Source organism: Anaeromyxobacter oryzisoli (assembly GCF_022690765.1).
Taxonomy (GTDB): Bacteria; Myxococcota; Myxococcia; order Myxococcales; family Anaeromyxobacteraceae; genus Anaeromyxobacter; species Anaeromyxobacter oryzisoli.
The window spans coordinates 12,700-25,578 of the sequence record NZ_JALCZA010000014.1 but is presented as its reverse complement, the minus strand read 5'-3'; the positions used below and the strand labels follow the sequence as shown (position 1 = coordinate 25,578).

Sequence of the window (12,879 nt, the reverse complement as noted above, 5' to 3'; positions counted from 1 at the left end):
GGAACGCCGGCGTCGTCGCGCCGGCCGAGCGCGGAGGGGCAGGGCGCGTCGGGGTCGGCCGAGCGCGCGAGGCCGCGGCGGCCAGCTCTCCGGAGACGCTCGAGGGACCGGCGAAGGCGAGAACGGCCCAGGCGCTCGCGACCGCGGAGGCTTTCGTCCCTGGGCTCATGCGGGAGGGGGACGGCATCGAAGATGGGGAACGAGGCCGCTCACCTCGGGAGGCTCCGCGCCTCTCCGGAGCGCCGGGCCTCCCGGGCCGCGGGCGAGCCCGCTCGCTCCCAGTTCTTCGGCAGGACGAAGCCGAGCGCGGGCACCTCCTCCAGGGACACGCGGTCCCGCCCGAGCGTCACCGGGAACCGCAGCCCTTCCGCCACGGCGAACGGCGAGTTGCGGTGGAACAGCCCGTGATAGACGGCGGGGATCCGGGCGATCGTGTACCCCATCATGCGCGCCAGCACCGCGTCCACGAGGGCGGGGTTCTCGCCGCCGACCAGGACGCCCGCCGGATGTGGCGTCGGGGTCAGGGGGCCTTCGCCCTGCCCCGCCACGATCCCGTCCACGATGGTGATCACGTGGGCGGGGGAGTCGGGGCTGAAGTACAGGATCCGGTTCAGGTCGAGCGTCGTGCGCCAGATCGTCTCGTTGCCGCTCCAGCTCCCGGCGCCGGTGCGGCTCGTCCGCGCGAGGCGGCTCACGACCCGGAGCGCGCCGTCGAGCGCCGTGCGGCCGAGGGACGACAGCTCGGCGTAGCGCTCCCAGGTGAAGTCGTACATCGCGTCATACAGCTCCTGCAGCCGACCTCCCTCCGCGTAGCAGTCGCCGCCGGCGGCGTAGGCTCCCCGGATGTGATGGGGGAGGAACTCCTTGTGCCCGTTGATGCCGACGAGGTTCTTGAGCGCGCCGGTGAGGCCCGCCTTGATGTGCGTCTTCATCTTGGGCACGTTGACGAGCAGATCCGCCCCGAAGACGTCCTTCCGCACGAGGTACTCGTGCTTGCCCGGGCGGTGGTGCCGCTGCATCTCGCTGGGGCGGTACATCGTCACCCGGAACCGATCCGAATGGTCGGAGAGGTCCTCGAGGAAGCTGCGCTCGCCGAGATCGACCAGGCGGTAGTCGCGCGCCGCGGACTCGTCGTGATCGGGGCGGAGCGCCTGCCGGCCCCGGGAGAGGCCCCCGGCCCCGGGCGGCGCCAGCGTCGTCAGCCGCCAGTCGCAGATGCGCAGATCGAGCTTCGGGTGACGCTGCCGCAGCCCCGCCATCGCCTCGTCGATCCGGCAGCGCGCGCGCAGCTCGGCGAAGTCGCACCCCTGCACCGGCGCGTCGCCGATGACGACGGTCCCCTCGCCCTCGAGCGCCGTCGCGGCGTGCTCCACGAGGAGCTGGAGGAGGGACGTGTGCGTCACGAGGGAGTCGAGGTCGAACCCGAGGGGGTTCGCGTGCCTCACCCAGTTCGGCTTGATGACGATCCGCGCGCCCGGCCCCACGAGGTCTCCGAAGGGGTTCTCCGGGTCCCGGCCCCAGCTCTCGAAGAGCTTCCCGAGCGCGGCGGCCACGGGCCCGCCGTGGCGCGAATAGGGGAAGGCCGGATATCGCGCCTCCGAGGCGCGGACGACGTGGACGTCAGGAGTCATGCGCGATCCCACTCCGGCTTGCGCGACACGAGGCTGCGCGTGTAGAGGAGCTTGCCCTGCGGGGTGCGGGGAACCTCGTCGACCGGGCGCCAGGCGATCCGGCAGCGCTCGCCGAGGACGAGCCGGATCTTGGCCTCCAGCGCCGCGCGCGCCGGTGCCCGCAGCGCCGTGCCGGGGACCGGGACGAACCAGATCTCGACGCGGTCGACCTCGGTCTGGAGGACCTGGAACTCCTTGAGCCAGTCCTGGAAGTAGAACAGGTGCGTCAGGTACTCGCCGTGGACGAGCTCGCCCGTGGCGGTGACGAAGTGGTCGGTGACCCGGCCGGTGACCCGGTCGAGCGTCGGCAGCTCGAAGAGCGCGCCGGGCTGCCGCGACCTCACCGCGGTGTCCCCGATGTCGTAGCGGAGGAGCGGCATCGAGTAGGTGTGCAGGGTCGTCACGAGCACGCGCCCCTCGCCCCCCGGTGGCACCGGCTCCCCGCGCGCGTCCACGATCTCGACGTGGTTGTGGAAGTCGAACACGTACAGCTTGCCGTCGCTCGCCTCGCCCGCGATCGGGCCGACCTCGCGAGAGCCGTAGAAGTCGTAGGCGCGGCAGCCGAACGCCCGCTCCACGACCTCGCGCATGTGCGGCCTCAGCGCCTCCGCCGCGGACTGGACGAACCGGGGGGGACGGATCCCGAGCCCCTTCGCGGTCGCGAAGCGCGCCAGCTCGTAGAGGGACCCGGCGTAGCCCTGCACGTACGCGGGACGCGCCGCGTCGATCGCCGCCACGTAGTCCGCCATCCGGGCGTCGCTCATCCGGAACGAGTTGAGGAACGTGGTCCGGGTCGCCCAGTCGTAGAGGCGGCGCTTCGGATCCCGCTGCCGGAAGATGTCTCGCTCCGATCCCCAGAGGACGACCTTCGGGTCCATGACGTCGTCGGCGTCGAGGAAGCGCCTGAAGTAGTAGTGCACGGTGGCGCGGCGCCAGTCGTACGCGTCGCGGTCCTGGACGAGCGTGATCGGTCGGCCCGTGGAGCCGCCGGAGCTGTTCGTGACCCAGCGCCGGCGCCCGAGATCCTCCGACTTGAGGTCCTCGAAGTGGACCCGGATCTGGTCCTTGGTGAGCGGTGGCAACCGCTTGAACTGCGCCAGCAGGTCGCCGTCGAGGCTCAGGCGCTCCCGGTAGTACGGGACGCTCCGCGCCGCGTGGGCGAGGAGCCGCTCCAGGGTCGCCGTCGGCGGCTCCGGCCCCCGCAGGAGCTGGTCGCAGTATCGACCGGACGACCGGAGCAGCCGCAGCCCCGCCCGGACGATGTCGTCGCGCAGCGTCATCCCCGGCTTCTCCCGGCGCATCCTTCCTCCGCGGCGAGCGCCGACGTCGTGGCCGCGGGGGTCGAGCCGGTCGCCCATGCGCCGCGCGAACCGCTCCAGCTCGGCGCGGAGCAGGCGAGGCGAGGTGACCAGGGAGGCCGGGCGATCCTCATCGTGGTCCCCGCTCACCCGACCCAGGCGCGCCGACGCACCCGATCCAGGAACGCCTCCGTTCGCCGCACGAGGAGGTCCACGGAGTAGTGCGCCTCGATGCGCGCCCGGGTCGCCGCCGACATCGAGCCGCCGTCCGCCCCACTTCGCTCCAGCGCGCCGGCGATCCCCCGCGCCAGCGCGGCGTCGTCTCCCGGGGGGACCACCGCCGCGGTGTCGCCCACGATGCTTCGCACGTCTCCCGTGTCCGTCACGACGCAGGGCCTGCCGCACGCCATCGCCTCGCCCAGGGTGTTCGGGAAGCTCTCGCCGGCGCCGGAGGAGAGCACCGCGACGTCCAGCGCGCTGTACACCTCGCGCGTGACCCTGCGACTCCCGGCCCACGAGAGGCACGACGAGATCCCCAGCTCCTCGGCCAGCCCGCGCAGCCGATCCCGGTAGGACGGGTCGCCGTCGCCGATGCACACGAAGCGGATCCCCTCGTGCGAGCGCGCCAGGCGGGCGGCGGCCCGGAGGAAGACGGCGTGCCCCTTGACTGGATCGAGCCGGGCCACGATCCCGACGAGCGGCGCGTCCCCGTGAACTCCCCACTCGGCGCGGAGGCGCGCGCGCGCCTCGAGGTCGAACCTGAAGCGCTCGCAGTCGATCCCGTTCGGGATGACGACGATCTTGCGCGCGTCCATCCCCATCGCGACGGCGCGCTCCCGGGCCGCGTGCGAGTTCGTGACGATCGCGTCCGCCAGCGGCGACGCGAGCCGCTCCAGCCACGTCCCGGCCCAGGTCGCCCAGCCGTACGAGCTCACGTCGCCGATGGCGGTGCGGATCCCCCAGACGACCGGCACCGGCGGACAGAGCGGCTTCGCGAGCGCGGCGAACAGGTTGGCGAGCCCCATGTACGCGTCCACGACGTCGGGGCGCTCGGAGCGGATCAAGCGGACGAGCCTCGCCAGCACGGGGACCGTGTCCCAGCGGCCACGCTTCGACAGATCGTGCACCGCGATGCCGTCCGCGCGCAGCTCGTCCTCGAACACCCCGCCCCCGTAGAACACGGCCACCGCGACGTGGTGGCCGTTCCGCCGGAGGCCGCGGGCGAGCGCGGTGACCTGGCGTTCGCACCCCCCGAGGTTCAACCCCCTCACGATAATCAGGATCCGCATGGGCTCGGGCGCGAAACCGTCGAACGCCCGAGCGAGGAATAGGGATGCCCCGGCGCGGCGCGTACCGCCCCGACGGGCCCACGACTCGTCGTGGCCAGGCCTCGTCCCGATGCTCCCGGCGCCCGACCAGACGATGTGCGCGCGGTCGTCGACGACGGAAGCTCGGGGGGCACCCTCGGGGTGACGGCTCGGTCCGGCGACGCCGCGCGGGTGGCGCTCCCCTGGGAGAGCGTTGCGCACGGGCATCGCGTCGGCGAAGTTGGCGCGGGGATACGCCGTCTCCGGGGGCCGGCGCCGTCGGTGCGTGATCGCCGCCCGCGCGCGAGAGGGAGAGCTGCTTGCCCGTCGAAACGGGAGTCACGGAGTCCGCCAGCGGATCCCCTGCCGATCGGGACCGCGGCGCGGCGCCGGGCCCCGCCGTCACCGCGCGGCGTCGAGACGAAGCCGGGATGCTCTCGATCCTGAGCCAGTTCGCGGCGATGCAGCTCGTCCTGGCCCTCACGGGCGTGATCCGCAACAAGGTCGTCGCCACGAGGCTCGGCCCGGCCGCGTTCGGCGAGATCGCGCAGATCGCGGCGGTGATCGCCGTGGCCTCGACGCTGGTCATGTTCGGGATGGGCGTCGGCCTCGCCCGGAACGTGGCCAAGCATGCCTCGCTCGAGGAGCGCCGGGCCCAGCTCGCGAGCGCGAACGGGCTCGTGCTCTGCCTCGCCGCGGCGGCGGTGGCCCTGATGCTGGGGCTGCTCGCGTCCGGGCGGTTCCTGCCGCTCGTGGGCCTGGCGCGGCGGCCCGAGACCGTCGCGGCCGCGGCGATCTTCGTCGCCGCCATCCCCGTCGACGCGCTGAAGAACAACTACCTCGCCGTCCTCCAGGGCGTCCTCGACGTCCGCGGGCTCGCGATGCGGCGAAGCCTGGCGGTCCTGGCGGCGACCGCCGTGGCCGTCCCGGTCGTCTGGCTGTTCGGGTTCATCGGCGCGGCGATCCAGTACTTCGCGCTGGCGGCGCTGGTCGCCGTCCTGCTCGGGGGGCGGTGCCGGGCGCTCGGCTACCCCCCGCTGGCCGTGCGGCTCGAGCCGAAGGTGCTCTCGCTGCTGGCGTCGTTCGGCGTCGTGTCGGTGCTGAGCGGGTTCGCGCAGGCGTTCAGCGACGCCGCCGTCCGGGCCCATGTCATCCGGGTGGCGGGCCCCGCGGCCAACGGGCTGCTGCAGGCGCCCTACGTCCTCTCGGCGCTGCTGCAGGGGATCGTCCTCGCGAGCATCGGGAGCGTCTCCCTCGCGAAGATCGCCCCGAAGACGGAGCGCCGGGACGTCTCCGCGTCGATCGACGCGATCCTGGACGTGGTCGTCCCCCTGGGCACCTCGGCGCTCGGGCTGCTCGGCCTGCTCGGCGCCACCGCGCTCTCCGTCCTCTACTCGAGCCAGTTCGCGTCCGGCGCCGCGTTCTTCCCGTGGATCCTCGCGGCGGACCTGCTGCTCGCCTTCGTGTGGGTGATCGGCGCCCCGATGCTCGCCCGGGGCGACCGGGTGCTTTGGCTGGCGCTCAACCTCGTCTACGCGGCTGCCCGGTGGAGCGTCGCGCTCCTCCTGATGCGCCGCCTCGGCCCCCTCGCGGTCGTCGCCGGCTACCTGGCCGGCGTCGCGCTCCACCTCGCGCTCACGCTCGGCGCGTACCGGCTCCGTTACGGGCTCCACCTGGAGCGGAGACACCTCCGCCGGCTCGCCCTCGGGGTGGTGCTCGTCGGCGCCCTGTCCGTCGCCGGGGCGAGCCCGACGAGATCGCCGCTCGTCATGGCGGCGGCCCTCGGGGCCTGGCTCGCGTACTCGCTGCACCACGCGCGCCGCGGCGGCGTCCTCGAAGCGTTGCGCGCCCGCCTCGCGGGCGGATAGGCGAGATCGTGCCGACCCCTCCGCTCGTCTCCGTGGTCATCCCGGCGTACGACGCCGCCGCGTTCCTCGCGGAGGCCCTGGCGAGCGTGCTGCGGCAGACCTGGCGGAACCTCGAGGTCATCGTCGTGGACGACGGATCGTCGGACGGGACGGGCGCGCTCGCGGACGAGCTGGCGGCCGGCGACGATCGCGTCCGGGTCGTTCACCAGGTCAACGCAGGCGTCAGCGCGGCGCGCAACGCGGGGATCGCCGTCGCGCAGGGCGAGTATCTCTGCTTCCTCGACGCGGACGACGCGTTCTTGCCGGACAAGATCGAGCGGCAGCTGACGTTCTTGCTCCACCACCCTGAGTGCGACCTGGTGTACTCCGACCACTACCTCGGCGACGACCACCTGAAGCCGACGTTCCTGAACTGCCGGCGCCCTCCGCCGATCCCGATGCAGGAGCTGCTCGTCTACCGGAACTGGTTCGCGGTCTGGTCACCCCTCATCAGGGCGAGGCTCGTGGCGAAGGTGGGGAAGTTCGACGAGGGCCTGCGCGGATCGGAGGACTGGGACTACTGGCTCCGCGCCAGCAAGTGCGGCGTCTTCTCCTACCTCCCCGGCGCGGTCGGCGTGTACCGCACGCACCCGCGTCAAGCGCACAAGGACTCTCGGTGGATGCGGGGCTGCATGGAAGCCGCCATCCGGAAGCACTTCCGGCCCGGATCCCGGGAGTGGCGCGCCGTGCGCGCGGCCGCGGCGTGGTGCGAGGCGAAGCAGCACTGGGCGCGACGCAGCTACGGACGGATGATCGCCCAGATGGTGCGCTGCGCGTGGCTCGCGCGCTCGCACCGCACGCTGAGGACCGTCGTCGAGCTCATGGATCGGTGAACCCCGAGCGTCGCGAAGCCGGCAGCGTAGAAGAAGGCCGCAGCGCGTCGGGGCATCCCGGCGCGCTGCGGCGCTGACCAGCTTGAGGCTGTGTTACTGACCGTCGAGGTAATGCTCGAGGTTGGTGAAGCCGTCGGCCTGGACCCGGGGCCCATCGGTGGGGTCGGTCGGGTTCAGCCCGTGGGCGGTCTCGTAGACGTCGGGCATCCCGTCGCCGTCCGTGTCGGTGCAGGGCGTGCGCGGGGTGAGGACGGGGAGGTTCGAGACGCTGGCCGAGGAGGCGTAGTTGGCGTAGCTCGCGACGGTGCTGGGCGGCGTCGGGCTGCCGTTGAGGTACGAGCCGATGATGCGCGTCTCGGCGCTGTCGCGGAGGTTCGTCCACGTTCCGTCGCAGTTCAGGAAACGGGACGCGCCCGCGCCGCCTTGGGCCGTCAGGAGCGAGGGCAGGCTCGTCACGCTGTCCACCGAGATGTCGATGTGGCTCGCCGGCGCGGGGAGACGCGCCCAGGGCTTCCGCTGGAACGAGGTCGGGAGCGGGAGCAGCCCCGAGGACGCCGCGCCCTGGTAGACGGTGCTGCCCGCGGTGAGCTTCGACCACTGGAACGCATCCGAGGAGCCGGCCGGCACGGCGCCCCGGTCGCCCGGGGTCACGTCCCATCCGGTCCAGTTCGACTGGTTCCCCGAGACGAACAGGCTCACGTCCGGCACCGAGTTGGCGCGGTTGGCCATGATCTCCCGGTAGCCGGCGACGCCGGAGGACTTCGGCATGTTGCCGGCCTTGTAGTCGTTGCCGATGAAGTCGACCAGCCCGACGGTCCCGGTCGAGTCTCCCACGTCCTCGTAGGAGGCGCGTCGCCAGTTGAACACGGCGTTGTTGATGAAGCGCCCGGTGGCGACCGAGAGCGCCGGGAAGCGATGCGAGGCGTTCACGAAGAGGTTGTGGTGATAATCCACGTCCGTGACGCCGGCCGGATCGTAGTGGGTCGAGCCGCCTGCCAGGAAGAGGAGGGGGGTGGACTGGCCGTTCGGATAGATGGAGCTGTTGTAGATGTTCTCGCCGCCGATCGACCACTGGACCGTGTAGTTCGCACCCGGCTTCGTGGCCGTGCCCACGTCACCGCCGAAGGTGAACCCGGTCTGCCAGAGCGCCGTGACGTGATCGATGATGACGTTCGGAGCGTAGGTCATCACCGCGATGCTGCCGATCGCCGCGGCCGGGCCCTCGCCCACGACCGCCTGGCCCCAGATCCGGACGTAGCGAATGATCACGTCCGGCGCCTCGACGGAGAAGGCCTTGAGGCCATAGCCCGAGACGGGCGTCCCGAGCCCGGTGTAGATGGCGATGCCGCCCGGGGCGGTCTGCCCGGCGACGGTGAGGTGCGGGTTGTAGACGTGCATGGTCGAGAGCAGGTTGATGCGGCCGCCCACGGCGAAGACGCAGGTGCGCGGGCCGCTCTGGGTCTGCACGCAATCACGCAAGGAGCCCGCGCCGGAGTCGTTCAGGTTCGTGACCTTGATCACCTTGCCGCCCCGGCCTCCCGTGACCGCCGCGCCGCCGCCCTCGGCGCCGGGGAAGGCGGGGACGACGCCCGGCGGCAGCGTCGGGGTCGGCGAGGTGGTCGACGGCGTCGCCGTGACCGTGATCGTCGCGGTGGCCGACTGCGATGAATCGGCCGCGCTGGTGGCCACCACGTGGAACGTGCCGACGAGGAGCGGCGCCGTGTAGAGACCGGTGGCGCTCACGGTCCCGCCTCCCGACTCGGTGACCGACCACGTGACGGCGGTGTTGGTGGAGCCGGTCACGGTCGCGCCGAGCTGGACGGTGTTCCCCTCGATCACCGACGCGGTCGCCGGCGACACCGAGACCGCCACCGGCGCGGGGGCCGGCGCGGGGGCTGGCGCGGGAGCTGGCGCGCCCGGCGGGTCGGTCACCGTGACGACCGCGGTCCCGGACTGCGTCGGATCCGCCACGCTCGTCGCGACCACGTGATAGGTGCCGGCGGTCGCCGGAGCCGTGTACGTGCCATTCACGCTCACGGTCCCCCCGCCGGACTCCGTGACCGACCAGGTGACGGCCTTGTTGGACGTGCCGGTCACGGCGGCGCTGAACGAGAGCGTCTGGCCCGTCGCGACGCTCGCCGTGAGCGGGGTCACGGCGACGCGGACGTTCCCCTTCACGTTGATCTTCGCGGTCGTCGTGCTCGAGACCGGCGCGCTGATCGTGCCGGTCGCCAGGGCGGTGCTCTGGGCGGCGCTCGCGGCGGGCGCGCTGAGCACCGCGGTCACGTGATAGGTCCCCTCCGCGTCGGGGGCGACGTAGGTGCCCGTCGCGTCGATCGTGCCTCCGTCCGACTCGAGCACGGTCCACTGCACCTGCTGGTTCGGGACTCCGGCGAGCGTTGCGTTGAAGTGCACGGTCTCGCCGGGCGCGGCCTCGATGGTCGCGGGCGCGATCTGGAGCGCCGACGCCGTGGTGTTGGTCGGCGAGCTCTGGCCCGACGAGCACGCCGAGAGGGAGGCGAGGAGAGCTGCGGCAGCGAGCACGGCTCGTACTGCGTATCGTGTCGTCACGCGAGGGTTGCCTTTCATGTGGGGCTCTCAGCGAGCACCTGTTGCGCGACCCGGCCTGCGGACCGGGCGTCCGTGCCTGTCGGGCACGGGAGGGCGCGCTCTCACACCGAGCGAAGCAGCTGCCGCCCTCTCTGCACCCGAACGGAGAACGCGGGTCCGTTCATTCCCGGGACGGGTGACCTCGAAAGGCCTACATCGTCCCCCGGAGGCGCAGGTGCGAGCACCATCACGCAGAGTGATGGGCGGGGTTGCGCATCATCCCGATGTGCGGAGCGAATCGCCGGACCCCGCGGCCGTGTGCGGGGACGTGCGGGGGGCTCCGCGCGAGTGCGCGAAGACCTCGCCCGCCGACGTCGGGCCACGCGGGCGAGGCCGCGCCGAGCCTACGCCGAGCGCGTGGGCGTCGAGTCAGGGGGGAAGCGCCGCTACGCCGCGGCCGGACGGATCGCGCTCAGCTGGATCTCGGCGAAGCGCCGCGCGACGACCTCGATGGCGTAGCTCGCGATGACCCGCGATCGCGCCGCGGCGCCCCGGGCCTCGCGCTCGCGCTCGTCGAGGGCGAGCGCGTCCAGCACCGCTCCGGCGAAGGCCCGGGGATCGCGGACGGGGACGACGGCGCCGGCGTCGTCGCCGAGGATCTCCGCGACGTCGCCGCAGTCCGTGGAGACGCAGGGGACCCCGCACGCCATCGCCTCCCCGAGCACGTTGGGGAAGCTCTCGGTCACGGAGGACAGGCACGAGACGTCGAGGGACGCCGTGATCCGCTCCATGTCGTCGCGGCGTCCGAGCAGGTGGACCGCCGGGCGCAGGCCCAGCCGGTCGAGCTTCGCCGCGAGGTCCCCGTTGCCCCACTCGACGCCGTGCCCGCAGAGCAGGAAGCGCGCGGCGGGGTGCGCGTCGCGAACCCGCGCGGCCGCCTCGAGGAAGGTGTCGTGGTCCTTGTGCGGGTGATACCTCGCGACGAGGCCGACGAGCGGTGCGTCCAATGCGATGCCGAGCTCGCGCCGCACCGCCGCGCGCGCCTCGGGGCTCGGCCGGAACCGCGACACGTCGAACCCGTTGGGCACGACGACGAGCTTCCGCGCCGCGTAGCCCGCGCTCGCGTGAGCCCGTCGCGCCGACTCCGAGTTGCACACGATCGCCGTGGGCAGCCGGTACGACAGGAGGGCGCACGCGCGCCGGGTCACCCGGGTGAGGAGCTTGTCGCGCCGATCGGCCTGGCCGTGGCGAACGCCCCATATCACGGGCAGGCGGAGGAGCCTCGCGGCGATCCCGCCGAGCAGATCCGCGTGGTACATCCACGTCTGGACCAGGTCCGGGCGCTCCTCCCGAAGCAGCCGGACGAGGCGGAGGAGCGCCGCGGGATCGGGGCGGCCGATCCGCATCCCCAGCGTGGAGACCGGGACGCCGAGCTCCCCGATCCGTGCCCCCGCGGCGCCGATGTCCGTGAGCGACACCACGCGCGCCTCCCGCGTCGCGCCGCGCTGGGCCTGGAGGAGCCTGCACAGCATGGTCTCGGCGCCGCCGAGGCCCAGCCCCGTGATCACGTGCACGATCTTCACGCGCTCACCCCGCGCCCGCCGTTGGAGATCGGCGCCCGGCCGAGCGCCGCCGTTCGGCGGCACCTGGCGCGGGTCCGTTCGCATCGCGATGCCCCGATCATGGCTCGCCTCGACGGGACCGGCTGTCTCGCGCTGCCGCCGTGGGTGGCGGTGCCGCCGCAGCGGTCGAGACGGCGGCGCCGCTCCGCCGCGCGAACAGCACCCAGAGCGTCGTGGTCTCGTGCGTGATCGGGGCGTCGCGTGTCGCGAGATACCCGCGCGCCGCCAGCAGGCGCACCGGATCCACGGACAGCGGATAGCGGCGGTCGGGGGGATCGCGGTAGACCACGAGGAACTGCTCGGCGTCGACGCGCGCGAGGGCGGCGGGCTCGAGCTTCTCGATCTGAAGGCCGCGGAGCTCGGCGTGCCTGGGGACGTGGAAGGTCAGCGCGTCCCAGACGAAGGGCTCGAGCGTGTAGACCGGCACGCGCCGGCGGCTCGGGGGCACCGCTCGCGCCAGCCGGGTGGCGACGTCGTCCCAGTCGAGCCTGTGCGAGCGCACGAACCATGACGCGCCGGCGCAGATCGCCCACAGGGTCAGGGCCCAGGTCGCGGCGCCGCTCCATCGACCCGGGCAGCGACGCGCCGCGATGGTCACCAGGGCGAGGAAAGGCACGGCGGACACGATCAGCGATCGGGGGGCCCACACGGGCACCCGGAGGACGAGCGCCGCGAGGAAGGTCGCCGCGACGGGCAGGACGGCGAACCAGGCCAGGAACCTCACGGTCGAGGCGCGCTCGTCCCCGGGCCGCGTCGCCCGCACGCAGAGCGCGCCCAGCAGGCCCGCCAGCGCCGCTCCCAGGATCACGCCGCTGTGAGGAAAGGGGAGCCCGCCGACGAGGGACAGATAGAACGTCACCGGCGCCGACGGTCCCGGCTGCACCATCCATACGATCTGGCTCGTGTAGGACTCCCGGCCCGAGGTGAAGACGGCCACGATCCACGGCGCGACCAGGACGGCGAGCAGCCCAAGGTGACGAGCGAACGCCGGGAGCTTGCGGCGCGCGAAGGCGACGAGGTAGGCGGCCTCGCACCCGACGAACACCCAGCCCCAGAGGTGCGCGTAGGCCAGGATCGCGTTGGCGGCGAGCAGCGATCCGGTGGTCGCTCTCGAGGGCGCGGGCGCTTCGAGCCAGCGCAGGAAGGCCCAGAGGGACAGGACGGAGGCCGTCTGCAGCAGCGCGAACATCCTGATCTCGAGCGCGTAGAGCTGAAGCAGCGGGGTCACCGACGCGAGCACGACGAGCACGAGCAGCTCGCCCGGCCCGAGCTTCAGCGCGTTCGACAAGCCCCACAGCGCGAGGAGCCCCGCGAGCGCCGTCAGCGCCGGGAGCAGTCGAAGCCACACGACGGAGTCGCCGCCGATGGCCGTCCAGAGCTTCAGCAGGCCATAGAACAGCGGCGGATGGGAGTCGACCTTCGCGATCCAGCTCCACAGCGCGTGCCAGGACATCGAGGACGCGCGAAGGCTGAAGATCTCGTCTACGCCGAGCGGCTCCCGCGCGTGTCCGATCAGGTTCGCGAGCACGAAGAGCGCCGCGAGGAGCGCGGTGAGCGCGAGCCGGCCGGCCTCGCCCCGCCGGCTCTGGCCGCTCCCCCGACGATCCGGCTGCGAGGCCGCGGGATCGCGAGGTGACGCTTGCATCGGGGCCTTCCCTCCGGCTCCCCGGGGCGATCCACCGCGCGGGCAGC

Annotated in this window: 8 protein-coding genes; 2 read left to right on the top strand and 6 right to left on the bottom strand. The window is 72.9% G+C overall.

The annotated features are described in order from the left end of the window. Positions 1 to 209: 209 nt before the first annotated feature. The 3 genes from MNZ27_RS07060 to MNZ27_RS07050 form a co-directional block, all read right to left on the bottom strand. Positions 210 to 1,631, bottom strand: coding sequence for a DUF362 domain-containing protein (locus MNZ27_RS07060; RefSeq protein ID WP_242393335.1), 1,422 nt, complete (start codon positions 1,629 to 1,631; stop codon positions 210 to 212). Then, complete coding sequence (locus tag MNZ27_RS07055) at positions 1,628 to 2,971, bottom strand: phenylacetate--CoA ligase family protein (protein ID WP_242393334.1); 1,344 nt, start codon at positions 2,969 to 2,971, stop codon at positions 1,628 to 1,630. Before MNZ27_RS07055 ends, MNZ27_RS07060 begins: the two co-directional genes overlap by 4 nt. 143 nt (positions 2,972 to 3,114) lie before the next feature. After that, positions 3,115 to 4,230, bottom strand: coding sequence for a glycosyltransferase (locus MNZ27_RS07050; RefSeq protein WP_242393333.1), 1,116 nt, complete (start codon positions 4,228 to 4,230; stop codon positions 3,115 to 3,117). A 476-nt stretch (positions 4,231 to 4,706) separates the two neighbouring features. Between MNZ27_RS07050 and MNZ27_RS07045 the strand changes: the two genes are divergently transcribed. Continuing rightward, positions 4,707 to 6,143, top strand: coding sequence for an oligosaccharide flippase family protein (locus MNZ27_RS07045; RefSeq protein WP_242393332.1), 1,437 nt, complete (start codon positions 4,707 to 4,709; stop codon positions 6,141 to 6,143). Between the two features lie 8 nt (positions 6,144 to 6,151). Then, positions 6,152 to 7,015 (top strand): glycosyltransferase family 2 protein, encoded by an 864-nt coding sequence (locus tag MNZ27_RS07040; RefSeq protein ID WP_242393331.1) that lies wholly within the window; start codon positions 6,152 to 6,154, stop codon positions 7,013 to 7,015. A 93-nt stretch (positions 7,016 to 7,108) separates the two neighbouring features. Here MNZ27_RS07040 and MNZ27_RS07035 read toward each other — a convergent pair whose 3' ends face one another. From MNZ27_RS07035 to MNZ27_RS07025, 3 genes are all read right to left on the bottom strand, one after another. Further along, complete coding sequence (locus MNZ27_RS07035; protein WP_242393330.1) at positions 7,109 to 9,559, bottom strand: hypothetical protein; 2,451 nt, start codon at positions 9,557 to 9,559, stop codon at positions 7,109 to 7,111. A gap of 452 nt (positions 9,560 to 10,011) precedes the next feature. Then, positions 10,012 to 11,148 (bottom strand): glycosyltransferase family 4 protein, encoded by a 1,137-nt coding sequence (locus MNZ27_RS07030; protein WP_242393329.1) that lies wholly within the window; start codon positions 11,146 to 11,148, stop codon positions 10,012 to 10,014. A gap of 97 nt (positions 11,149 to 11,245) precedes the next feature. Then, on the bottom strand, positions 11,246 to 12,832 hold the full coding sequence (locus MNZ27_RS07025; RefSeq protein ID WP_242393328.1) for a hypothetical protein: 1,587 nt from the start codon (positions 12,830 to 12,832) through the stop codon (positions 11,246 to 11,248). Between the last annotated feature and the right edge of the window lie 47 nt (positions 12,833 to 12,879).